15 protein-coding genes, 1 pseudogene and 1 riboswitch are annotated in these 22,479 nt (G+C 62.9%); of the genes and pseudogenes, 5 read left to right on the top strand and 11 right to left on the bottom strand.

The window, feature by feature from the left end; translation table 11 throughout:
* Position 1 precedes the first annotated feature (1 nt).
* Entirely contained in the window at positions 2-2,182 is a 2,181-nt protein-coding gene (locus FDM28_RS15675) for an ATP-binding protein (RefSeq protein ID WP_138516790.1), read from the top strand.
* Here the strand turns inward: FDM28_RS15675 and dmeF are convergent.
* The 11 genes and pseudogenes from dmeF to polA all read right to left on the bottom strand — a co-directional run bounded on the left by dmeF (position 2,179) and on the right by polA (position 17,579).
* Positions 2,179-3,187, bottom strand: a pseudogene (dmeF, locus tag FDM28_RS15670) (CDF family Co(II)/Ni(II) efflux transporter DmeF). The gene FDM28_RS15675 and the pseudogene dmeF sit on opposite strands and share 4 nt — an antisense overlap.
* 21 nt (positions 3,188-3,208) lie before the next feature.
* Positions 3,209-3,787 carry a TMEM165/GDT1 family protein gene (locus FDM28_RS15665; RefSeq protein WP_138516788.1) on the bottom strand — a complete coding sequence of 193 codons (579 nt, stop codon included), beginning with the start codon at positions 3,785-3,787 and terminating at the stop codon, positions 3,209-3,211.
* Positions 3,788-3,793: 6 nt separating this feature from the next.
* Positions 3,794-3,966: riboswitch (yybP-ykoY riboswitch) on the bottom strand.
* A 1-nt stretch (position 3,967) separates the two neighbouring features.
* Positions 3,968-7,090, bottom strand: a complete 3,123-nt coding sequence (locus tag FDM28_RS15660; RefSeq protein WP_138516786.1) for an efflux RND transporter permease subunit — start codon at positions 7,088-7,090, stop codon at positions 3,968-3,970.
* A gap of 91 nt (positions 7,091-7,181) precedes the next feature.
* Positions 7,182-8,375, bottom strand: a complete 1,194-nt coding sequence (locus FDM28_RS15655) for an efflux RND transporter periplasmic adaptor subunit (protein ID WP_138516784.1) — start codon at positions 8,373-8,375, stop codon at positions 7,182-7,184.
* 73 nt (positions 8,376-8,448) lie between these two features.
* On the bottom strand, positions 8,449-9,888 hold the full coding sequence (locus FDM28_RS15650; protein WP_138516782.1) for an efflux transporter outer membrane subunit: 1,440 nt from the start codon (positions 9,886-9,888) through the stop codon (positions 8,449-8,451).
* Positions 9,885-10,619, bottom strand: a complete 735-nt coding sequence (locus FDM28_RS15645; RefSeq protein ID WP_138516780.1) for a CerR family C-terminal domain-containing protein — start codon at positions 10,617-10,619, stop codon at positions 9,885-9,887. The genes FDM28_RS15650 and FDM28_RS15645 overlap by 4 nt, the downstream gene beginning before the upstream one ends.
* 64 nt (positions 10,620-10,683) lie before the next feature.
* Entirely contained in the window at positions 10,684-11,085 is a 402-nt protein-coding gene (locus FDM28_RS15640) for a hypothetical protein (protein WP_138516778.1), read from the bottom strand.
* A gap of 15 nt (positions 11,086-11,100) precedes the next feature.
* Positions 11,101-11,901, bottom strand: a complete 801-nt coding sequence (locus tag FDM28_RS15635) for a ZIP family metal transporter (protein WP_138516777.1) — start codon at positions 11,899-11,901, stop codon at positions 11,101-11,103.
* Positions 11,898-12,806: a dienelactone hydrolase family protein gene (locus FDM28_RS15630; protein WP_138516775.1), complete on the bottom strand. Its 909-nt coding sequence runs from the start codon at positions 12,804-12,806 to the stop codon at positions 11,898-11,900. Before FDM28_RS15630 ends, FDM28_RS15635 begins: the two co-directional genes overlap by 4 nt.
* Positions 12,807-12,895: 89 nt before the next feature.
* Positions 12,896-14,665, bottom strand: coding sequence for a methyl-accepting chemotaxis protein (locus FDM28_RS18140; protein WP_170211814.1), 1,770 nt, complete (start codon positions 14,663-14,665; stop codon positions 12,896-12,898).
* Positions 14,666-14,777: 112 nt separating this feature from the next.
* Positions 14,778-17,579, bottom strand: a complete 2,802-nt coding sequence (polA, locus tag FDM28_RS15620) for a DNA polymerase I (RefSeq protein ID WP_138516771.1) — start codon at positions 17,577-17,579, stop codon at positions 14,778-14,780.
* Between the two features lie 154 nt (positions 17,580-17,733).
* Here polA and FDM28_RS15610 point away from each other — a divergent pair, with 154 nt between their 5' ends.
* The 4 genes from FDM28_RS15610 (at position 17,734) to FDM28_RS15595 (ending at position 22,339) form a co-directional block, all read left to right on the top strand.
* Positions 17,734-18,729, top strand: a complete 996-nt coding sequence (locus tag FDM28_RS15610; protein ID WP_138516769.1) for a homoserine kinase — start codon at positions 17,734-17,736, stop codon at positions 18,727-18,729.
* Entirely contained in the window at positions 18,726-19,505 is a 780-nt protein-coding gene (locus tag FDM28_RS15605; protein ID WP_138516767.1) for a BPSS1780 family membrane protein, read from the top strand. Before FDM28_RS15610 ends, FDM28_RS15605 begins: the two co-directional genes overlap by 4 nt.
* Positions 19,502-20,263, top strand: coding sequence for a FecR family protein (locus FDM28_RS15600; protein ID WP_138516765.1), 762 nt, complete (start codon positions 19,502-19,504; stop codon positions 20,261-20,263). The genes FDM28_RS15605 and FDM28_RS15600 overlap by 4 nt, the downstream gene beginning before the upstream one ends.
* A gap of 147 nt (positions 20,264-20,410) precedes the next feature.
* The gene (locus tag FDM28_RS15595; RefSeq protein ID WP_138516764.1) at positions 20,411-22,339 is read left to right on the top strand and encodes a PhoX family protein; all 1,929 of its coding nucleotides are present in this window, start codon (positions 20,411-20,413) and stop codon (positions 22,337-22,339) included.
* Positions 22,340-22,479 lie beyond the last annotated feature (140 nt).

Here is a 22,479-nt window from a genome sequence, read left to right as displayed (position 1 = left end):
CATGACGCCGTTGCCACTCAGCTCCAACGCCAAACGCCTGGCCACCGACATGGTCATGGTGCTGGCGGTATTGGGCGCTGGCTTGCTGTGCACGGCAGCAGTTTTCAGCAACCTGAGGGAGGCCCAGACCCTGCGGATTTACGAACAGCGCAGCGCCCTGGCCGAAACCGTGGTGGCGGCCCTGGACCACGATGCCACCAGCACCATTGAAGCCATTCGCGGTGCGGCGTTGATGGCGGAAATGCAACCCGGCATGAGTGCTGCGCAATTCGAGGTGTATGCCAGCCGCATGAAAACTACCCACCCCGGGCTGGCCGCCATTCAGTGGCAAAAACAGGACGGGGAAACCGGCTTCATCCACCCCCCGGCCCTGCACACGTGGGTCCACAGTGCCCGCCCCCAGATTGCAGAGGCGCAAAAAGACGCCCGTGTAGTCGGCATGCCGGTGGCCACCGCCCCCTTTCCCGCAGACCTGAATCCGGCCGAACCGGCCCAGGCGGCCGTAGCGCTGTCCGTGCCGGTGTACCAACGCAGCAGCGGGTCAGACAGCATCAACCGCCACATCGGCTTTATCAATGCGCTGGTCGACGTATCGGCCCTCACCCGCAACGCGGCCTACCAGGCCCAGGCGTCCGGCAGCGATCTGCTGCTGATCGACGAAAGCCAGAGCGACAAGCCCGTCACACTCTTCAGCACCTTGCAGCATCAGGAGCATGTGCGCGGGCATGACCAGGAAAGCGGCCACAAGGCTGCGATGGACTACCTCATGGAGTTGAGCTTCGGCTCGCGAACCTGGAGCATCCTGCTCCACCCCAGCGCCCATGCCGCCGAGACACCCGGCATGCGCCAGGCTACGCTGGCACTGCTGCTGGGCTTCGTGATGACTCTCCTGCTGACGGTGCTGCTGGTGCGCAGCCAGAGCAGCCGCCGACGCTCCGAAATGGCCCGCGCCCACGAACAGGCGCTGCGCGACGAATTGCTGGCCGAGCAATACCGTCTGCAAGAGGTGGTGGAAAGCACCGGCGTCGCCATTTGGGAATACAACCTGCAGCAGCGCTTTTTGAGCGTCGGCGAGCGCTGGCATGTGGTGAGCGGCTACAGCCGCGAGGAGTTGGGCGACAACGTACTCACCAGCTGGATGGCGCTTGTGCACCCCGACGACCGCGACCATATTTCGGCCACTTTTGCCGGGCTGGCTGCACTGCAAGGCGATCGGTTCGAGTACGAATACCGCATGCGCCAGAAAGACGGCGCCTGGATGTGGGTGAACTCCCGCGCCCATGTGGTGGAGCGGGATGCCGACGGCACCCCCACCAAGGTGGCCGGCATCAACCTGGAGGTCACACGACAAAAAGAGGCAGAAATGCGCATCCACGCGCTCAACGCCTCGCTGGAAGCCCAGATGCAGGATGCCCTGGCCCGCAGCGAAGCACGTGCCACCCTGGGCACCCTGATCGCCAGCGTTTCGCACGAAATGGCCACCCCCATGGGCAACAGCATGATGACGGCCAGCACCCTGAGCGCGCAGGCCGCCCAGTTTGAGCAACAGCTGGAAGCCGGCACCCTGCGGCGCTCGGAGTTGACCCAGTTCGTCAGCCAGGTGCGCGATGGCAACGCCCTGCTGCTGCGCAACCTGGAGCGTGCAGTGTCCCTGCTCAAGAACTTCCGGCAAGTGGCCGCCGACCAGGCCAGCGAGCAGCGGCGCCGCTTCGACTTGCAGGACTGCCTGCGTGAAATCATGGACACACTCACCCCCAGCCTGCGCCGCCAGCGCCACCGGGTGGAGTTGGACGTGCCCGAAGGCATCGCCATGGACAGCTACCCCGGTCCCCTGGGGCAGGTGCTTATCAACCTCATCAATAATGCCTACCTCCACGCATTTGAAGGCATGGAGCAAGGCACGGTGCAGGTCAGCGCCAGTGCCACCGATAGCCGGGTCACGCTGGTGTGTGCCGACAACGGGCGGGGCATTGCACCGGAAACGCTGGAGAAGATGTTTCAGCCTTTTTTCAGCACCCGCATCGGCCGCGGCGGCACCGGCCTGGGCATGACGATTGTGGAAAACCTCGTCAAAACCACCCTGGGCGGGCAACTGGAGGTGAGCTCGGTGCTGGGTCAGGGCACCACCATCACCATCACCCTGCCCCTGCAGGCGCCCGAACCCCGGGTGGACGAACTCTAGGCCTTCGCCCCTGCCACCGTCGCGGCGGGCTGGTGGTGAATCTCAATCGTGCTGTGCACGATTTCTTCATGCACGGCCAGCCGCTCGCGCAGCTGCACCACCGTCAAGCCCGCATCCTGCGTGTAAACGGCCACGGCACAGGAGTAAACGTTTTTACCCACGCGCCACACATGCAGGTCGGTAACGCGGGTGAGCCCGCCATCGGCCTCCATGACTTCACGGATTTCGTCCACCACCGGGTGGTCCATCTCTCGGTCCAGCAGCACCTTGCCGGTGTCTGCAATCAGGCCCTTGGCCCACACCGCCACAAGCACTGCCCCCACCACACCCATGACCGGGTCCAGCCACGACCAGCCGAACATCCAGCCCCCCCAGCAAAGCTGCAATGGCCAATACCGAGGTCGCAGCGTCCGCCACCACATGCAGGTAGGCAGACCGGAGATTCAGGTCCGCATGCGATCCACCGTGGGCGTGGTCATGTCCATGGAGGTGCTCATGTCCGTGATGACCGTGGTGATGGCCACCATGCCCGTGCTCGTGCCCGTGATGATGGGCCTGACCCAGAATCCACGCGCAAACGAGGTTCACCAGCAAGCCGATCACAGCCACCACTATCGCTTCCTGGTAATGGATCGGCTCGGGCGCCAGCAAGCGCTGGACCGAGCCCACCACCATCACCCCGGCCACCCCCAACAGGGCGATGGCACTGGCAAAGCCGCCCAGCACCTCCATCTTCCAGGTGCCGAAGGCAAAGCGCGGGTCGCGGGCGTAACGCCGGGCGGCCGCATAGGCAAAGGCACTCAGGCCAATGGCCACCGCGTGGGAGCTCATGTGCCAGCCATCAGCTTGCAAAGCCATGGAGTTGTACCACCAGCCCGCCACGATCTCGATGACCATCATGGCCAGCGTGATCCACATCACGATGCGGGTGCTGCGCTCGGCGACCGGATTGCTGTCGTCAAACACATGGTCGTGGAGGGGGCCCACGGCGTTGTTAGGGTTCATGGCTGCAATGCCCCGTCGTGTTTAAAAACCAAAACGGGAGCCGGCTCCCAGCAAGGTCGCAATACCCAGCAAGGCGAAAATGCCGGCCGCAATCGAGTGCACCAGCTTCATCGGGATTTTGTTGGCCAACTTGTCACCCGCAAACACCGCAGGCACATCGGCAATCAGCATGCCCAGGGTCGTGCCGATCACCACCATCACCGGCGCAGCATAGTGGGCGGCCATGGCCACGGTAGCAATTTGGGTCTTGTCGCCCATCTCGGCCAGGAAGAAAGTGATCAGCGTGGCACCAAACACGCCGAAACGGCTGGCGATCTGGGTTTCTTCGTCTTCAATTTTGTCGGGAATCATTGTCCAGACAGCCATGCCGAGGAAAGACGCGCCCAGCACCCAGCGCAATACCTCAGGGCTGATGGCTGACGTGATCCAGGCGCCCAGGGCGCCCGCCAAACCGTGGTTGACGATGGTGGCCGCCAGAATGCCGAGCACGATGGGCAAGGGCTTTTTGAAGCGCGCAGCGAGGATGAAGGCAAGGAGTTGGGTTTTGTCACCGATTTCGGCCAGAGCGACCACACCGGTAGAGACGAGCAAGGATTCCATGAGAGCGAGTTCCAAGGCCGGTAAAAGACAAATGACCACGGCACATCACCGGCCAAGGCGGATGTGCGGTGGTCAAAGGTCTTGCCAAGACTGAACTGCTGGCGCCAGGGTCTGCGGACCCAGTATGTTGACGCGAGCCTCTTGCGGTGCAAGAGAGGCTACTCCCCAATGACGAGGGCTCTATTGTAGCGGCATCGTTTCCGCCGCCGGCTTTTCGCGCAGCACCCAGCGCTTGATGCGGCCCAGCAGGTGCTCCAGATCGTCCACTACCGTGAACACCGATGGGATCACCAAGAGGCTGAGCACGGTGGACGTGATCAGTCCGCCGATCACCGCAACTGCCATTGGACTGCGGAAGCTGCTGTCTGCAGCACCCCAGCCCACGGCCAGGGGCACCATGCCGGCGCCCATGGCGATGGTGGTCATCACAATCGGCCGCGCACGCTTGTGGCAGGCGTCAATGAGCGCGTCAAACCGGCTCATGGGCGCGGCAACGGGGTGACCATCACTGCCATCGCTACCCCGGCGCGCCAGGATCGCGTACTCCACCAACAAGATGGAATTCTTGGTCGCAATGCCCATGAGCATGATGAGCCCGATAAGGGACGGCATGGAGAAGCTCTGATTGGCCACCAGCAAGCCCACAAACGCGCCACCCAAGGACAGTGGCAGCGCCGCCAGAATGGTGAAGGGTTGCAAGAAGTCCTTGAACAACAAGACCAGCACGATGTAAATGCACAGCACCCCGGTCAGCATGGCCAGGCCGAAGCTGGCAAACAGCTCGCCCATGACTTCGGCATCACCCAGCGCCAACTGCTTCACGCCGGGCGGCAGGTTGGTGATCGAGGGCAGCTTTTGCACGGCCTCTGTCACATCGCCCAGCGGCGCGCCGGAGAGCTCGACTTCAAAGGTGATGTTGCGTGAGCGGTTCAGGCGGTCGATCACCGCGGGGCCACCGGCCACTTCGAGCGTCGCCACCTGACTCAGCATGACAGGCCCTTTGACGCCTGGCACCGCGAGCCGGCCCAGCAAGTCCAGATCCTGTCGCGCGGAGTCATCCAGCTTCACCACAATCGGCACTTGCCGCTGGCTAAGGTTGAGCTTGGCCAGTGATGTGTCGTAGTCACCCACCGTCGCAATGCGCAAGGTCTCGCCAATAGAGGCACTGGTGACACCCAAGTCCGCAGCCTTGGCGAAGTCGGGGCGCACTGCGATTTCAGAGCGGATCAAGCTCGCGCTGGAGGTAATGCTGCCCAAGCCGGGAATGGTGCGCAAATCGCGCTCCACCGCAGCGGCAGCACTGGCCAAGGCCAGAGGGTCTTCGCCGGTCAGCACCAGCTGGTACTTCTCGCCACTGCCGCCCAAGCCCACCTTGCTGCGGATGCCGGGCACTTCGGCCATGGCCGCGCGGATGGCGTTTTCAATGCCTTGTTTTCGCGGGCGCTTGCCGCGCTCTGTCAGCAACACCGTGAGCGTGGCCTTGCGGACCTCGGTGGTTCCCGGAGGCGCGAAAGGGTCGGAGCCTGCTGCACCACCACCGATGGTGGTGTAAATGCTCTGGATGTGATCAACCTTGCCCAGCAACTGGCGGGCATGCTCCGCCGCATCGCGCGTTTGCTTCAAGGTCGAGCCCGGTGGCAACTCGATATAGACCTGCGTCTGCGAGTTGTCGTCCGGCGGAATGAAGCCGGTGGGCAACAGGGGGATCAGCATGATGGAGCCCACAAAGAATGCTGCGGCTGCACCCATGGTGATCCATCGGTGGCTCAGCGCCCAACGGCTGGCACGCATGTAGGCGCCCATCCAGAACGGGTCTTTGTGTTCGCGCGGGCTGCGCTTCATGATGTAAGCGGCCATCATGGGCGTCAGCACCCGGGCCACCACCAGCGAGGCAAACACCGCGAGTGCGGCCGTCCAGCCGAACTGCTTGAAGAACTTGCCCGGAATACCACTCATGAAGGCGGTGGGCAAAAACACTGCAATCAGGGTGAAGGTCGTCGCCACCACGGCCAAGCCGATCTCGTCCGCCGCTTCCATGGCCGCTTGGTACGGCGTCTTGCCCATGTTCAGGTGGCGTTCGATGTTTTCGACCTCCACAATCGCGTCGTCCACCAGCACGCCGATCACCAATGAGAGCGCGAGCAGCGTCACGGTGTTGATGGAAAAGCCCAGGTACGCCATGCCGATGAAGGCCGGAATGGCCGAGAGCGGCAAGGCCACGGCGGACACAAAGGTTGCGCGGACGTTGCGCAAAAACAGCCACACCACAATCACCGCCAGCAAAGCGCCTTCGTAGAGCATGGTCATGGAGGCATCAAACTCTTCAGCCACCGGCTTCACAAAGTCAAAGGCTTGGGTCAGCTCGATGTCGGGGTGCTGGGCCTTGAGTTCGTCCAAAGCTGCATTCACTGCGGCTCCGACTTCCACCTCGCTGGCACCTTTGCTGCGGGTGATCTCAAATCCCACCACCGGCACACCGTTGAGCAGCGCGGCTGCGCGGGGCTCGGCAATCGTGTCTTTGACGGTGGCTACTTGGTCGAGGCGCACACGCTGTCCGTTGGACAGTGTCAACTCCAGATTGGCCAGCTCTTCAGCGGTTTTGACGGTAGCCAGTGTGCGCATGGGCTGCTCGCTACCACCCAGGTCAGCGCGGCCACCTGCGCTCTCGGTTTGCACCTGTTTGAGTTGGCGCGAAATGTCGGCAGCGGTAGCGCCCAGACCTTGCAGCTTCATGGGGTCGAGGGCGACCTCCACCTCGCGGGTCACCCCGCCCACGCGCACCACTGAGCCCACGCCTTTCACACCCAGCAAGCGGCGTGAAACAGTGTTGTCCACAAACCAGCTCAGCGCTTCGTCATCCATCTTGGACGAGCGGATGGTGAGCGCCAGAATGGGCGCGCCCGACAGGTTCACCTTGTTGATCACCGGATCGCGCACATCGCTGGGGAGCTCACTGCGCACGCCCTGCACGGCGCTACGCACTTCGTCGAGCGCTTCTTGCGTAGGCTTCTCCAAGCGGAATTCGGCGGTGATGGAAACCCCGCCGTCCTGCACCTTGGTGTAGATGTTTTTCAGGCCCTGGATGGACGCAATCGCGTTTTCCAGCTTGCGGGCCACTTCGGTTTCCAGCTGGGCCGGCGCTACGCCGGGCAGGCTGGCCGAGATCGTGATGTTGGGCAGCTCCAGATCCGGGAACTGCTGCACCTTCATGCTGTTGAAAGCCAGCATGCCGGCGAAGGTCAGCATCACAAAGAGCATGACCGCCGGTATGGGGTTTTTGATCGACCACGAGGAGACGTTCATACCGCCTCCTGCCGAGCCGCCTCAAAGGAGGCGGGCGCCCCCTCGGGGGGCAATGAACGCAAGTGAATGTGGGGGCTCATGTGCTTGCTCCTTATTTCGTAGCTGCTTGCGCAGGCGCTGCGGGCGCTACAGCCGCTTTTGGCTTGGAATCTGCAGCGTCCACCACCTTCACGGTGTCGCCTTCACTCAGGAAACTGCCACCGCTGACCACTAGCTTGTCTTCGGGCTTCACGCCGCTTTGGATTTCGATCTGCTCACCCACCACGCGGCCGGTCTGCACCTTGAGTTGGCTGACTTTGCTGTCAGTGCCCACGCGGTACACGTAGCTGAAACCGTCGCGAACGACGACTGCGGTTTGTGGCACCGTCAATGCGCCGGTGCTGCCCAACTCAAACTCACCACGGGCATACATGCCGGGCTTGAATGCGCCACCCAGCGACTGGCCGGCCGTCGATGCTGCCAACAAGTCCACATACACCAGGCCGTTGCGGGTAGCAGCATCCACGGTAGGCGCCAGCATGCGCACCTTGCCTTTGGCCTGCACGCCACCGGGAGAGGTGACCAGCACCGTCATGCCGGGTTTGATGCGGGCAAACTCCGCCGAGGTCACTTCACCCCGCCACTCCAGCCGCCCTTGGCGGATGAGCTTGAACATCTCCGTGCCAGCACCCACCACTGCCCCCACACTGGCGCTGCGGGCAGAGATGATGCCGCTGTCGGGCGCGAGCAATTGGGTTTGCTTCAGGCGCAGCAGCTGGGCGTCCAGCTGCGCCTGGGCAGACGCCACGCGCGCCTTGGCGGTGGCCTCTTGCGTGAGGTACTGGTTGATTTGCTGGGCGCTGATGGCGCCGGTGCCCTGCACCGCACGCGCACGGTCGCCGTTGGCCAGCGCTTCCGCCGCATTGGCCTGCGCTTCGTTGAGGCTGGCACGTGCCAGTGCTACATCGGCTTGCACGCTTTCAGAGGCAAAGGTCGCCAGCACCTGGCCGCGCTTCACGCTATCGCCCACGCCCACGTGCAGCTCGGCCACACGCAGGCCGCTGGCCTCTGAGCCCACGCTGGCTTCCTGCCAAGCGGCGACACCGCCGTTGGCGGACAGCTTGACGGGCAGCTGGCTGCTCTTGGCCTGCACCGTGGATACGGTCAGCGCGGCTTTGGGCGCCGCAGCGGCCTTGGGGGCATCAGCCGCCTGCGTGCGGGTGGCAAACAGGCCAAGGCCGGCAAGAGTCAGCACACTGGCGGTCAGGAGACCCAGGGTCAGGGGTTTGAAGTGAAGTTGGTTCATGGCTTTGCTCTCAAAGAGGTGACAACAAAAAATCGGGGGGTTATGCGGGAGCTGTGCGCGAGTTATGTGGGGGTTAGGGGCGTGGCTGATCGGCGGCGCTTGAGGTGGCGTCCGCGTTTAGGCGGTCCGGCTCGAAGCCGCCCCCCAGAGCGCGATAGAGCGACACCCAAGCGCGGTTGCGCTCCAGCCCCAGTGAGAGCTGGGCCGACTCCGCAGCCAGCGCATTGCGGCGTGCATCTTCCAGCTCCACCAAGCTGGCCAAGCCCTGGCCGTAGCGGGCCTGGGTGGCTGCGAGCGACTCGGCGTAGCCGGCGGTGGCCACAGCAGCATCTTGCTTGCGGGCATCGGTGCTTTGCAGGTTGACCAGTGCCTCTTCCACCTCGCGCACGGCCTGGCGCACCTTGCCGCGGTAAACCGAGACGCTTTGCGCATAGGCCGCTTCGGCAGACACCACATTGGCCTTGCGCTGGCCGCCGTCAAACAAGGGCAGTGTGACCGCCAAGGGGCCAAAGGACCAGGTGTCCAGATTCGTCTCGCGGCCCATGCTGCTGTAGCGCAGCGCACCCACCGAACCGCTCAGGGTCAGGCGCGGGTAACGCTGGGCTTTGGCACTGCCCACTTGGGCGCTGGCGACGATAACGTCGCGCTCAGCTGCAAACACATCGGGACGTTGGGTCAGGGTTTGCGCCGGCACGCTTGCTATGGAAACAGGAGCTGCTTGCGCACGCTCCATGGGCGCCACAGCCAATTTTTGTCGCAAATCCTGCTCCGACAAGCCGGTCAGGGCCACCAGGGCTTTCACATCCAAGTCGCAGGCAGCCTGTTGTTGGGTCACGCGGCTGCTGCCATCGGCAGCGCTGGCGCGAGCCAAGGCGGCTACCGAAGGTGCCGCAAAACCGGCTTTGGCATTGAGCTCGGTCAGACGTGCGGTTTCCTGGCGGGACGCTGCGTCTTTGCGCGCCACACCGAGCAACTGGGTGCAGGTGGCGTAGCTGTAATAGGTGTTGGCGACCTCGGCGGCTACCGACACGCGGGCATCGTGCCACTGGGCTTGGGTGCCCTGAAACTGCGCGTCCGCCGCATTGCTGACGGCGCGGTTGGCGCCCACCAGGTCGAGCTCCCAGCTGGCTTGCAGGCCCACTGACTGGCTGGTGGCCACCGGCACATCGGGCTGGCTCACACCACGGCTGGCGCTGACGCTCGCATCCAGCTTGGGTAGCAAGGCGGCATTGGCGGTGGTGCGCTGCGCGCGGGCGGACTCTACCCGCGCCAGTGCCTGGGCCACATTGGGGCTGACAGCTTGTGCGGCATCAATCAGCTCCACCAAGAGCGGATCGCCCTGCTGCTGCCACCACTGGGCCAGCGAGCCTACGGCGCCTTGGTGAGGCAAGGGGGCCTGCCACTGCATGGCGGGCGCGGCGTCTACTTTGGCAGGCGGCATAACGATGGCGCAAGCGCTGAGCGCCAGTGCCACGGATGCGGTCGCGAGGGTTCGTAAGTGCATGGGTTTCATGGGGCGTGGGATGAGGTGGATACAGGGGAATGGGGGGAAGCCGGGGTTACCGCGCGGCGACGCAGAGCTTCGGCATCTGCCAGCACCAGCGCGTAGGACACGAGCCGGTCCAGGTACACATCGAGTGCCTCGGGGGTGTTCACCAGGCCGGGACGTATCTGCGCATACAAGTCATTGCCCACATGCAGCATGACCCCCAAGCCACTGAGGGTGAAGGCAAGGCGGTGGATATCGTCATCCACCTCCGCAACCCCTGCATGGCGGCACAGCGTGCGCGTGAGCGCGTGGTGGGCCGGGGCAATGTTGGCCTCGATTTCATGCTGCCAGGCGCCCGTGGGCTCCAGCATTTCGCGAAAGCACAGCTTCATGTACTGCTGCTGGCGCACATGGCCTTGCTTCAAGGGCTCCAGAAAGCTGAGGTACATGCCGCGCAAGCCCTGCTCCAGCGACACGCCCTCGCCCTCCAGGGCCTCGGGAGGCACCGGCGGGTTGGTGCGCGGATCGGAAAACACGGCACGGTACAAACCCGCTTTGTCGCCAAAGTAGTAGCTGATGGCGGCCACATTGGCCTGCGCGGCCTGGGCAATTTCACGGATGGACGTTTTGGAAAAGCCGTGCTCGGCAAACAGAGCCAACGCGGCATCCAGCAGGCGGTTGCGCGCCTCCACGCCATCGCTGCGCATGGGCTTGGGCGCGGGGGCCTCAGAGGTCACGGGAGAAGGAATCGACATGCGCCGATTCTAACCAGTTAAATCAAACGTTTGATTAAACTATGACCCGCATCAGGATATCAGGTCAACAAAACAAGGATTCGCGGAACACCCCGCCCGGCTCCATGCGGCATTCCAGGCCTTGTGCTTGCACTACTCGCAAGCCGCCCTGCGCAGGCTCCAACTCCAAGGTCAGGGGCTGTTGCCATGTGCCCGGCAGCGCCATGACGGCCAGGCTTTCACCAGCATTAAGGCGCACGCGACCGCTCCGCAGTCGGCCGAACAAGCCATCCAGCGCCGGCACGGGCTCACACTGCTGAAGCACCAGACTCACGCCTTGCAAATAACCGGAAACGCGCTCGCCGGAGGGCAACAGCTGTGTGGCAAACGCGGCGGAAAGGAGCAGATGCACATCGGCGCCATGGCGCTGCACTGCGCGGACCTCAGAGTCCGCGAACGCCATCTCCCACACCACAGGCTGTGCCATGTGCAGGCAGGCGGCCTAGTGGCCGTGCCCGAGGCTGCTCACCAAAGCGACCAGCCCGATGCCCACCCCCAGCCACGCGATTTGCGCCGCCGTTTCGCGGGCCGTCAGCCTTTTTTGCAGCTGGGGAATCAAATCCGCCAAAGCCACATAGATGAAGCTGCTGGACGCCACTGCCAAAAAGTAGGGCAGATAGTCTTGCAACTGGTCGACCAGCCAGTAGCCCACGATGCCACCCAGCGCAGTCACCGCACCCGCCAGAGTGACCTTGACCAGCGCCGCCCGCTTGTTGCTTGAGCCCGCGCGCAGCACGATCAAATCGCCCATGTGGTGCGGCACCTCGTGGGCCAATACCGCCAAGGCCGCGATGGCTCCCAAGCGCACATCCGCCACAAAGGCAGACGCAATCAAGACTCCATCGCCAAAACAGTGCACGCTGTCACCGGTCAGGACCGCCCAGCTGCCAGCGGGCTTGTCATGCGCGTGCGCATGCCCATGGGAATGGCCCTCGTGCGCATGACCATGACCATGGTCGCCATGGTGGTGCTCATGGCCGTGATGCCACAGCTCCGCCTTGTCGAGCAAAAAGAAAAACACGAGCCCGACCAGCAGCACCAGAAACAAATCATGGGCGCCAGCCTGGCTCTCGAACGCTTCGGGCAGCAAATGCATGAAGGCGGTGGCCAACAAGGCCCCCGCCGCCAAGCTCAACATATGCTGGGTGTAGCGGGCCAGTGCACCAAAACTCAGTGCCGCCGCCAGCCACACACTCCCTATGCCGGCCACCAAAGTGCCGGCCACAATAGCCAAAAGAATCAAACAACACCCTTTGCTTTAAACCAGGCCAGCGCGCGCTTGAAACCATCGGCGGCTTCTTTTTCGCGGTAGCTGGGGCGGTAGTCCGCGTGGAAGGCATGGCCTGCATCGGGGTACACCACGAACTGCGAAGCCTTGGCGGCTTTGTTGCCCTTTTTGCCTGCTGCGGCCAGCGCCTTTTTCATTTCATTCACGGTGTCCAGCGGGATACCGGTATCTTTACCTCCGTACAAGCCCAGCACCGGTGCGTGCAGCGAGGCGGCGATATCGACGGGGTTCTTGGGCGTCAGCTCGGAGGGCGTGCCCACCAAGCGGCCGTACCAAGCCACACCGGCCTTCACATCTTTGTTGTGCGCAGCGTAGAGCCAGGTGATGCGGCCGCCCCAGCAGAAGCCGGTGATCGCCAATTTTTTCAAATTGCCGCCGTTGTCTGCAGCCCAAGCCAGCGCGCCATCCAGATCCGCCATGACTTGCTCATCCGGCACTTTGGAGACGACCTCTGCAAGCAACTTGCCGATGTCGGTGTACTTGGAGGCATCGCCCTGGCGGGAATACAGATCAGGAGCAATGGCCAGATAGCCAGCTTTGGCAAAGCGGCGGCAGGTATCGGCAATGTACTCATGCACGCCGAAGATTTCCTGCACCACCAGCACTACCGGCAAGTCCGTGCCGCCAGCGGGTGCTGCGTAGTAGAAGGGCACGGTGTAGCCCTCCACATCGTAAATTTGCTCGCCAGCGATGAGGCCATCTGCCGATGTTTTGATGGCGGTTTGCGCCATGATGGGCATCGCAGTGGCTGCGTAGCCCACACCGAGTGCGGCCTTCAGGGCGGTGCGGCGTGTCGCACCGGCCTCTGTGGTGCGACCGGGGCGCAAAGAATCCAATTCGCTCTTCAAATTTTCCAGCATGCGTGTCTCCATGTTTTAAGAAAACCAACCGCGAGTGTAGGCACTCGCGAGGCCTCATGCAGACTACAGGAAAACTTGAGCAATCACTATTAGAAGGTTTCCCAATCGTCGTCTCCACCAGCCGGTGTGGGGCGGTTTGAGGCTACGGCGACAGGTTTTTGCAAGCTTGGTGCAACGGCTGCTTTGGGGGCAGGTGCCGGTGCTGTGGCTTTGGGGGCCCGGGCTTGGGGACCGCTGGCCTGGCCAGTGCGGCGCTCGGGGCCTTTGAAATCCGGGCTGGGCTTGCCGGAGCGCACCGGCGCTGCCGCCATCACGGGGCCTCCCATGCTGCCATTGACCTTGAACACCGCGACGGCCTGCTTCATGCGGTCCGCCTGTTCACGCAGGCTCTCGGCAGCGGCGGCGCTCTCTTCCACCAGTGCAGCGTTCTGCTGGGTCATCTGGTCGAGGTTACCGATGGCCTGGTTCACACCAGAGATACCACTGCTCTGCTCATTGGCAGCGGCGGTGATTTCACCCACCACGTCCGCCACGCGGCGCACGGATTGCATGATGTCTTCCATGGTGGAGCCGGCATCGTTCACCAACAGAGTGCCCGACTCGACCTTGTCCACCGAGGTGCCGATCAGCGCCTTGATTTCCTTGGCAGCCTCAGCACTGCGGCCGGCCAGCGAGCGCACTTCCGATGCCACCACCGCAAAGCCACGGCCCTGTTCGCCTGCGCGGGCGGCTTCCACCGCCGCATTCAGCGCGAGGATGTTGGTCTGGAAGGCGATGCCATCGATCACGCTGATGATGTCCGCAATCTTCTTGCTGCTGGCATCAATCTCTTGCATGGTGCTCACCACTTGGGTCACCACTTCGCTACCACGCTGCGCCACCATGGAGGCGTTGGCCGCCAGTGAGCTGGCTTGGCGGGCGCTTTCAGCGCTGTGTTGCACGGTGTTGGTCAAACCGTCCATGCTGGAGGCGGTGGCTTGCAGGTTGCTGGAGGTTTGCTCGGTGCGCTGGGCCAGGTCGTTGTTGCCGGTGGCAATTTCGGCGCTGGCAATAGCGATGCTGTCGGTGCCACCGCGGATTTCAGACACCATGCGGCCCAGAGAAATATTCATCGCCTCCAGGGAGTGCAGCAGCTGGCCGAATTCGTCGGTACGGTCGGAGTGCACCGAGTGGGTCAGGTCGCCCTCGGCAATGCGGGAAGCCAGGCTGTTGGCCAAATCGAGTGGTTCGCGGATAGAGCGCACCAGCCACGCGGTGGCCGCCACGGCAAGAATCACAATCACCGCCAAGCTCACCAAAATGCTGGTGATGTTGGCCGTGCGGCGCTCCAGAACCTCTTTGTCGATGCGCTGCAGGTGCTGCTTTTGCAGCTCCACCATTTGCGCTTGCCCCGCAATGTAGGCCGCCATGGCAGGCTCGAACTCGGCTTTGAGCATTTGGGCTGCGCCGGCCTCGTCGCCGGCCTTTTTGGCGTCGCGGGCCTTTTCGCGCACCGCAATCATGGCCTTGCGCAACTCGGCGATTTTTTTCATCTGCGCCTTGTCGTCGTCACCCAAGGGCATTTCTTCGATCTTCTTTTGGAGCTCAGACACCTTGGCCGTGGTGGCGGCAATCGGCTCTTTGAAGGCGTCGGGAATGGTGGTGCCCTGGCTCATGAGCACCGCGGTGGTGCGTGCCGCATTGGTCATGGTCAGGCCGTTCCACTCGGTGGTGATTTGCACCAGGCTCTCCGCATTGCCCTGCTCGATACGCGCCTCGGTCAAGCTGGTGGCAGTACGAGCCAGGCCTGCCACGGTCACTGCGCAAATCGCCACGATGGTCAACACGATGAACGACCAGAGCTTGGTCGCGATTTTCATTCCACTGAGTCTCATACGACACCCCTATTAAATCGAATACATCGATTATCTACTAATTTTTAACACTTTCAACAAATATTTGCTGAAAGTGTGCTTTAACTCATACTCGGCGTTAATGGGCCTTGTCCCAATTGGGGCCAACCCCTACTTCGGCCAACAAAGGCACCTTGAGCTCCGCCACACCCGCCATCAAACGCGGAATTTTGGTGCGCAACCAGTCCACCTCCGCCTCCGGCACTTCAAACACCAATTCGTCATGCACCTGCATGATCATCTTGATGCCCCGATTGTGTGCATCCAAAGCTTGCTGCACCTTGACCATGCTCAACTTAATCAAGTCAGCCGCCGTGCCCTGCATGGGCGCATTGATCGCCGCCCGCTCCAGCCCCGCCAGTTGCGCCCCCTTGGCCGACTGGATGCCGGCCAACTGCAAGCGCCGGCCGAACACGGTTTCCACATAGCCCTGCTGCCGGGCCAGCGCCCGGGTGGTTTCCATATAGGTCTTCACGCCCGGGTAGCGCTCGAAGTAGCGCTGGATGTAGTTTTTGGCGGCCGTGTTGTCGATGCCTAGGTTGCGTGCCAGTCCGAACGCACTCATGCCGTAAATCAAGCCGAAGTTGATGACCTTAGCATAGCGACGCTGCTCGCTGGTGACCTGGTCCACCGGCACACCGAACACCTCGGCCGCAGTGGCACGGTGCACGTCCAGCCCATCATGGAAGGCACGCAAGAGCGCCGGGTCGTCGCTGATGTGCGCCATGATGCGCAGCTCGATCTGGCTGTAATCGGCGCTGGCAATCACGCAGCCTGCCGGTGCCACAAAGGCCTCGCGCACGCGGCGGCCTTCTGCGGTGCGGATCGGAATGTTTTGCAGGTTGGGGTCGTTGCTGCTTAAGCGCCCGGTGACCGCCACCGCCTGTGCGTAATGGGTGTGCACCCGCCCCGTACGCGGCAGTGCGAGTAGGGCGAGCTTGTCGGTGTACGTGCCTTTGAGTTTGGCCAAGCCGCGATGCTCCAGCAGCTTGGCGGGCAAGGGGTAATCCTCGGCCAGCTTCTCCAGCACCTCTTCATCAGTGCTGCGCGCACCGGTGGCAGTTTTCTTCACCACTGGCATGCCCAGCTTGTCGAAGAAGATTTCGCCCAGCTGCTTGGGGCTGCTCAGGTTGAAGGGCTGACCGGCAATCTCGTAGGCCTCGGTCTCGAGTTGCAGAATGCGCTGGCCCAACTCGTGGCTTTGGGCTGCCAGCGTAGGCGCGTCGATCAGCACGCCATTGCGCTCAATGCGGTACAGGGCTTCGCTGCTGGCGATCTCCAGCTCGTAAATGAATTTCAGCTTGTCGTTGGCCTCAATCTGCGGCCAGAGTGCCAGGTGCACGTCCAGCGTCTGGTCCGAGTCTTCGCAAGCGTATTCAGCGGCCTTGGCAATGTCCACCTGGTCAAAGCTGATCTGGTTCACGCCTTTGCCGCACAGGTCTTCAAAGCTGATGCCGCTGCGGCCAAGGTGGCGCTGGGCCAGGCTGCTCAGGCCGTGCGGTTTGTCGGCTTCGAGTACATAGCTTTGCAGCATGGTGTCGTGGGCGTAGCCCTGCACCTCGATGCCGTGGTTGGCAAACACGTGGCGGTCGTACTTGATGTGCTGGCCCAGCTTCTGGGCAGCGGGATTCTCCAGCCAGGGCTTGAGCTTGGCCAGCACCGCATTGCGGTCCAACTGCTCGGGCGCGCCAGGGTAGCGGTGTGCCACCGGGATGTAAGCGCCTTTACCGGGCTCGGTGCTGAAGCTGATGCCCACAATCTCGGCACGCATTTCATCCAGCGAGGTGGTCTCGGTATCCAGCGCGGTCAGTGCGGCACTGCCCAATCGCGCCAGCAAAGCGTCCAGCGCCTCCCAGGTGAAGATGGTTTCGTATTCCAGCGTACTGGCACGCGGTGTGGGGGCACCTGCCGGCTCAACAGGCTCGTCAAACAGACCCGGCTCTGCATTGCGGGGCGCCGCTGCACTTGCCACGGGTGCGGCAGCGGTATCACCGCCCCCCACAGCCTTGGCCAGCCCCTTGAAGCCGTATTTCTCATAAAAAGCACGCAGAGCGCCCGTATCCTGTGCGCCAGCAGCTATCGAATCCATAGCAGGCAAACCTTCGACCCAACCCGTGAGGTCGCAGTCGGTTTTGATGGTGAGCAGCGTGCGGCCAGTGGGTAGCCAGTCCAGCGCCTTGCGCAGGTTCTCGCCCACCACACCGCCGATGTTGGCGGCGTTGTCCACCACGCCTTGCAGCGAGCCGTATTGCTGCAGCCACTTCACCGCCGTCTTGGGGCCGACCTTGGCCACGCCAGGCACGTTGTCCACGGTGTCACCCACCAATGTCTGGTAGTCCAACATCAGGCGGGCGGGCACGCCGAACTCGGCTTCCACCCCGGCCAGATCGCGGCGCTTGCCGTTCATGGTGTCGATGATGGTGATGTGCTCGTTCACCAGCTGCGCCAAATCTTTGTCGCCGCTGCTCACAATCACCTCAATGCCTTGCGAGGCGGCGGTGGCCGCCAGCGTGCCGATCACGTCATCGGCTTCCACGCCGGGCACATCCAGCACCTTCCAACCCAGCAGGCGCACGATCTCGTGGATGGGCGCGATCTGGCTGCGCAGGTCGTCGGGCATAGGGTCGCGGTGGGCTTTGTACTCGGGGTAAATCTCGTCCCGGAAGGTGGGGCCTTTGGCATCGAACACACAGGCCACGTAGTCGGCCGGGTATTCCTTGCGCAGGCTATTCATCATGTTGATCATGATGCGCACCGCACCGGTTTTCTGGGCAGTGCCGTCCGGCAGCGTCACGCTCATGCTGTCGCCACCAGCAAAAAAGGCACGGTACAGGTAGCTGGAGCCATCCACCAGCAGCAGGGTTTTCTTGGATTCGGTCATAAAGGTATTGTGCCCCCACGCTCCGCCACTTCGCGGGTCGCTGCCCCCCGAGGGGGCGCATCCGCCTTGGGGCGGCCCGGCGGCGGATATTGTGCCCCGCGCAGGGCAAGGCCTCCCTCAAACCGGAGTGCCCCGGCACCCTACAATTAGCGGCATGGCGGTTTACACAGAGGTCTCGCTCGACGAGGCCAGCACTTTCCTCTCCTCCCTGCAACTGGGCACTCTCCAAACCATGGAGGGCTGCTCCGGCGGCATTGAGAACACCAATTACTTCGTCACCACCGACCAGGCGCCCTATGTGCTGACCCTGTTTGAGCGGCTCACGGCCGAGCAGCTGCCCTACTACCTGCGGCTGATGAAGCACCTGGCCTTCCATGGCATTCCGGTGCCGGACCCGGCCGCCAACCGCGATGGCGATGTGCTCCATAGCCTCAATGGCAAGCCCGCAGCGGTGGTCAACCGCCTCAAAGGCAAGAGTGAACTGGCACCCGGCGTGGAGCACTGTCGCCAGGTCGGCGCCATGCTGGCGCGCATGCACCTGGCCGGCCGGGAATTCGGCATGCAACAGCCCAACTTGCGGGCGCTCCCCTGGTGGAACGACACCGTGCCCGTGGTGCTGCCCCACTTGGAGGCGCCACAAGCCGCACTGATCCAGAGCGAGCTGGCCTACCAAAACCACGTGGCGGCTCAAAGCGCTTACACCGCCCTGCCCCGTGGCGCCATCCACGCCGACCTGTTCCGCGACAACGTGATGTTTGAAACCATCGCTGGCGAGCCCCGCCTGAGTGGTTTCTTCGACTTCTACTTTGCCGGCACCGACACTTGGCTGTTTGATTTGGCGGTGTGCCTGAACGACTGGTGCATCGACCTGCCCACCGGCCGTGCGGACCTGGAGCGCAGCCGCGCCTTTGTGCAAGCCTACGAAGGCGTGCGCCAGCTCAGCGCCCAGGAGCGTGAGCTGCTGCCCGCCATGCTGCGCGCCGGGGCGCTGCGTTTCTGGCTCTCCCGCCTGTGGGACTGGTACTTACCCCGCGAGGCCAGCATGCTCAAACCCCACGACCCGACCCACTTTGAGCGTGTGCTGCAGCAGCGCATTGCACATCCCCTGACACTGGACACCCTGTTCAACCCGGAAACCCAGAGCGCATGAAACTCCAGATTGTTCCCGCCCGCCAAGGAGTGGTGTGGTTCCAGCAAGGTGTGCGCACCTTCTTGAAGCAGCCGCTGGCCTTCACCGGCCTGTTTTTTATGTTCATGGCCGCTGTGTCTGCGTTGAGCCTGCTGCCGGTTATCGGTACCCCCATCGCCCTCGCCCTGCTACCGGCTGCCACCCTGGGCCTCATGGCCGCGACCGAGATTGCGGAGCAAGGCCAGTTCCCCATGCCGCAAGTCTTGCTGGCGGGCTTTCGGGCGGGCAAAGAGCGGCTGCAGTCCATGGTGGTGCTGGGCGTGCTGTATGCCGTGGGCTTTATTTTGCTGATGGGCATTTCTGCCACGGTAGACGGGGGCCAGTTCGCACGGGTGTACCTGCTGGGCGGCGAACTCTCGCCCGAGGTGGTGATGCAAGGCGACTTCCAAACCGCCGCCTTGGTGGCCATGGTGCTGTACCTGCCGCTGTCGCTGCTGTTCTGGCACGCACCGGCCCTGGTGCACTGGCATGGTATTTCGCCGGTCAAAAGCTTGTTTTTCAGCGCGGTGGCCTGCTTGCGCAATTTCTGGGCGTTCACCGTGTTCGGCCTGGTGTGGATGGCGGCCTTTTTGGGCGTAGCCACCGCTGTGGCGGTGCTGGTGAGCCTGTTGGGCAACGTGGAGCTGATCAACGTGATACTGTTTCCCGTCGGACTGGCGATGGCGGCGATGTTTTTCACCTCGTTTTACTTCACCTTCCGCGATTGCTTTCAAGCCCCTGCCGGAGACACCCCATGACACAGCACACCCTCCACGGCCGCAGCGATGCGGAAGTCACCTGGTTCCAGCGCCGCAGCTTTCTGCAGGCCGCTGCTGCCTGGACCGCCATGGGGGGCGCTGCGGCAGCCCACGCGCAAAACCGCAGCAACATCGTGCAACTGGTAGGCGATGCCCTGCTGAACGGCAGCCGCTTGCGGCCCGAGCAGGCCATCCAGACCGGGGATGAGATCACCACCGGCCCGGGTTCCAGCCTGATTTTTGTGATCGGCAACTCCTCGTTCCATGTGCGGCAAAACAGCACCTTGTCGGTCGAGCGCGGCGCCAGCCTCAATCTGGTGAGCGTGCTGCGCCTGATCAACGGCGCCGTCATCAGTGTGTGGGGCAGCGGCAGCAACCGCCGCATCATCACCCCCACCCTGACCGCCGGCATTCGCGGCACCGGGGTGTACACCGAGGTGTTTGCCGACCAGGGCGACCGCAGCTACTTCTGCAACTGCTATGGCACGGTAGATATGAGCGCCGGGCGCGACCGCGTCACAAGCCGCTCGGACTACCACCAGGCCTTCTGGGGCGAGGTACAAGCCAAAGAAGGCCGCCTGCTCACCCCGGCCAAAGCCATCAACCACACCGATGAGGAGCTGGAGTTTCTGGCCCAACTCGTCAACCAGCAAACCGCCTGGCAACGCATGGGCAAAAAGGGCGTGAAAGACGGCAAGGGCTACATGGAAGACAAGCCCGGGCAGATGCACCCGGCGGCTGTTTCCTCAGGCACCTGAATACCCCCTCTGGGGTGAGGCACGTGCCGCATCCGGATGCGCGCACGTCAAAAGTCTGTCACTGAACCGTCATCTGACGCGGATAAAAACTCGGCTGCAGCCTGCCATCCGGCAGAGCCGTTTATTCCACTTTCAGTGAGCACCACGATGGCAAAAGACTTTTCCTTGATGGAAGACAGCAACAGCTCTTCCAACCCCAGCATTCACGAAGTGTCTGACCCAGCACGCCGCACCATCCTGCGCGGTGGCCTGGGCGCATTGGCCGGCAGCTTTTTCGCCCCCTTGAGCGCCATTGGCGGCGCTGCGGCCCTGACCGGCTGCGCCACCACCGGCATGGCCGGCGGCGCTGTGCTGGGCTTCAAGAGCGTGGCCGTGTCCACGGCCGACACCGTGACCGTGCCCGAGGGCTACACCGTGCAAGTGATTGCCCCTTGGGGCGACCCGGTCGGCATGTCCGGCGAAAACCACGCGTTCAAGGACGACGCCAGCAACACCGCCGCGCACCAGGAAACCCAGTTCGGCATGAACCACGACGGTATCCACTACTTTGTGCAAGAAGGCTCCAAGAGCGGCCTGCTGGCCATGAACCACGAGTATGTGGACCACGGCCTGCTGTTCACCGACGGCACCGACAACTGGAACCTGGAAAAAGTGCGCAAGTCCCAGGCCGCCCATGGCGTGTCGATTTTTGAAGTGGAAGAAAAAGGCGGCAAGTGGGAAGTGGTCAAGCCCTCTCCCTGGGCACGCCGCATCACTTCCAACACCCGCATGGAACTCAGCGGCCCTGCAGCCGGTCACGCCATGCTCAAGACAGCGGCAGACCCCTCCGGTCGTGTGGTGCTGGGCACCATCAACAACTGCGCCAGCGGCATCACGCCATGGGGCACTTACCTCACCTCGGAAGAAAACTTCATCAACTATTTCAGCGGCGGCGACAGCCTCACTGAACACGACAAGCGCTGGGGCCTGAAGAAAGGTGGCGGCGGCTACAACTGGCACCAGCACGACGCCCGCTTTGATGCCACCAAGACCCCGAACGAACCCAACCGCTTCGGCTGGATCGTGGAAATCGACCCCTACAACCCCAGCTCCACCCCCATGAAGCGCACTGCCATGGGCCGCGCAGCCCACGAAGGCGCCACCGTAGCTGTCACCAAGGACAACCGTGCTGTGGTGTACATGGGTGAAGACTCCCGCTTTGAGTACATCTACAAGTTCGTCAGCCGCGACGCCATCAAACCCGGCGGCGCTGCTGCCAACGCCACCCTGCTCGACCACGGCACCCTGTACGTGGCCAAGTTCAATGCAGACGGCAAGGGTCAGTGGATTGCTTTGACCCACGGCCAAGGCCCGTTGACAGCTGCCAACGGCTTTGCCGACCAGGGCGAAGTGCTGATCAAGGCACGCCAGGCCAGCGACCTGTTGGGCGCCACCAAGATGGACCGCCCCGAGTGGATCGCCGTCGACAAGCAAGGCTGGGTCTACACCACGCTGACCAACAACAGCAACCGCGGTGGCGACAAACAGCCCGGCGTGGACGCTGCCAACCCCCGCGTGAACAACACCCAGGGCAACATCATCCGTTGGAAGGAAGATGGCGACTTCGCTGGCACCACCTTCGCCTGGAACCACTTCATCATGGCTGGCGACCCCTCCCTGGAGCGCGCAGATGCCAAGGGCAACATCAAGGGCGACATGTTCTCCTGCCCGGATGGTTTGTGGGTTGATGGCCGTGGCGTGCTGTGGATCCAGTGCGACATGTCCACCTCCTCCATGGGCAAGGGCGACCTGAAGAACTTCGGCAACAACATGATGCTGGCCGCCGACGTGCGCACTGGCGAAGCCCGCCGCTTCCTGGTGGGCCCTGCAGGCTGCGAAATCACCGGTGCTACCGGCACACCAGACGGCAAAACCATGTTCGTCAACATCCAGCACCCCGGTGAGCCTGCCAACGAAGTGAGCGACCCCAAGAACCCGCGCGCCGTGTCCAACTGGCCCGAGAAAAAGGCCAACGGACGCCCACGCTCTGCCACCGTAGTGATCCGCAAGGCGGACGGCGGCGTGATCGGCAGCTAAGCCACCGTGTCCACAGGGCTGCAAGCGGCCCCATCGTTCCAAAATAGCGACCTCCCCCCGGACAGGTCGCTATTTTTTTATAGCTAGACACGCAGATCTTCAGTGCCTACAGACACATCCCGTCAAAAGGTAGTCCGGAC

It is taken from the genome of Rhodoferax bucti (assembly GCF_005876985.1).
Taxonomy (GTDB): domain Bacteria; phylum Pseudomonadota; class Gammaproteobacteria; order Burkholderiales; family Burkholderiaceae_C; genus Allorhodoferax; species Allorhodoferax bucti.
The sequence above is the reverse complement of the archived record's forward strand: the minus strand, read 5'-3'. Positions and strand labels throughout refer to the sequence as shown.

Coding starts and splice junctions, on each gene's coding strand:
- FDM28_RS15665 (WP_138516788.1), bottom strand. CDS start 3,787: ATGGAATCCTTGCTCGTCTCTACCGGTGTGGTCGCTCTGGCCGAAATC.
- FDM28_RS15650 (WP_138516782.1), bottom strand. CDS start 9,888: ATGAAACCCATGCACTTACGAACCCTCGCGACCGCATCCGTGGCACTG.
- FDM28_RS15675 (WP_138516790.1), top strand. CDS start 2: ATGACGCCGTTGCCACTCAGCTCCAACGCCAAACGCCTGGCCACCGAC.
- FDM28_RS15660 (WP_138516786.1), bottom strand. CDS start 7,090: ATGAACGTCTCCTCGTGGTCGATCAAAAACCCCATACCGGCGGTCATG.
- FDM28_RS15640 (WP_138516778.1), bottom strand. CDS start 11,085: ATGGCACAGCCTGTGGTGTGGGAGATGGCGTTCGCGGACTCTGAGGTC.
- FDM28_RS15610 (WP_138516769.1), top strand. CDS start 17,734: ATGGCGGTTTACACAGAGGTCTCGCTCGACGAGGCCAGCACTTTCCTC.
- FDM28_RS15595 (WP_138516764.1), top strand. CDS start 20,411: ATGGCAAAAGACTTTTCCTTGATGGAAGACAGCAACAGCTCTTCCAAC.
- FDM28_RS15645 (WP_138516780.1), bottom strand. CDS start 10,619: ATGTCGATTCCTTCTCCCGTGACCTCTGAGGCCCCCGCGCCCAAGCCC.
- FDM28_RS15655 (WP_138516784.1), bottom strand. CDS start 8,375: ATGAACCAACTTCACTTCAAACCCCTGACCCTGGGTCTCCTGACCGCC.
- FDM28_RS15600 (WP_138516765.1), top strand. CDS start 19,502: ATGACACAGCACACCCTCCACGGCCGCAGCGATGCGGAAGTCACCTGG.
- FDM28_RS15605 (WP_138516767.1), top strand. CDS start 18,726: ATGAAACTCCAGATTGTTCCCGCCCGCCAAGGAGTGGTGTGGTTCCAG.
- FDM28_RS18140 (WP_170211814.1), bottom strand. CDS start 14,665: ATGAAAATCGCGACCAAGCTCTGGTCGTTCATCGTGTTGACCATCGTG.
- polA (WP_138516771.1), bottom strand. CDS start 17,579: ATGACCGAATCCAAGAAAACCCTGCTGCTGGTGGATGGCTCCAGCTAC.
- FDM28_RS15630 (WP_138516775.1), bottom strand. CDS start 12,806: ATGCTGGAAAATTTGAAGAGCGAATTGGATTCTTTGCGCCCCGGTCGC.